We start from the raw sequence: 1,037 nt of genomic DNA, 5'->3' as shown, positions 1-1,037 counted from the left end.
CCGGGGCCGACGGTGCCGCACCCGCCGCCCCCGCCGGTGGTGGCGGTGGTGCCGCGGTCGTCGACGTCACCGACGCGACGTTCGAGGCCGATGTGATCAACCGGTCGATGGCACAGTTGGTGCTGGTCGACCTGTGGGCCACCTGGTGCGAGCCGTGCAAGCAGCTCTCACCGGTCCTCGAGCGGATGGCCGCCGAGTCCAACGGCCGCTGGGCCCTCGCCAAGGTCGACGTCGACGCCAACCCGGGTATCGCACAGGCATTCCGGGTCCAGTCGATCCCGATGGTCGTCGCGATCGCCGGCGGACGCCCGGTCACCGCGTTCAACGGGGTGCAGAGCGAGGCCGAGATCAACGGCTGGATCGACCAGATCCTCGCCCAGGTGGGGGAGGTCTTCACCGGCGTACCCGCCGATGGTGAGCCCGCCGACGAGCCGGTCGACCCGCGGATGGCCGCCGCCGAGGACGCACTCAACACCGGTGACTTCGACGGCGCACTCGCCGCCTACCGGACGATCGCGGCCGCCGAGCCCCACAACACCGAGGCCGCATCGGCCGCACGGAATCTCGAGTTCGTGATCCGCGCCCAGGCACACGACCCCGAGATCGTCGAGACCGCAGCACCCAAGGACGTCGACGCCCAACTCGCCGCCGCCGACGTGCTGCTCCTCTCGCAGCAGCCCGAGGCCGCCTTCGATCGCATCATCGGTGTCATCAAGGTGACCAGCGACGACGATCGCACCCGGGCCCGGACCCGACTCCTCGAACTGTTCGAGCTGTTCGACCCCGCCGAACCGTTCGTCGTCGCCGCCCGTCGAAAGCTCGCCAGCGCACTGTTCTGAGGTATTGGCGCCGACTTCGTCGTCGCGGGCTCTTTAGCTCTTCGTCAGTCCAGACACGCGACGGCGCGCGGCCGTGGGGTGTTGTTTTTGCTGGTTGAGCCGGTGAGGAGCGGAGCGACGAGACGTGTCGAAACCTCCTCCGGCCGACGTCGGAACGTGGGCACCTCGGAGGTGGGTGCGTTCCAGCGTGACGTGGCA

General features: G+C 69.3%; 1 protein-coding gene. It reads left to right on the top strand.

Annotation, left to right across the window (positions count from 1 at the left end; genetic code table 11):
* On the top strand, positions 1 to 839 hold an 839-nt coding region (locus tag GD1_RS01765), incomplete at its 5' end, for a tetratricopeptide repeat protein (RefSeq protein ID WP_059035274.1).
* Positions 840 to 1,037 lie beyond the last annotated feature (198 nt).

It is taken from the genome of Gordonia desulfuricans NBRC 100010, assembly GCF_001485495.1.
Classification (GTDB): Bacteria; Actinomycetota; Actinomycetes; order Mycobacteriales; family Mycobacteriaceae; genus Gordonia; species Gordonia desulfuricans.
This window is presented reverse-complemented; position numbering and strand designations above follow the sequence as displayed.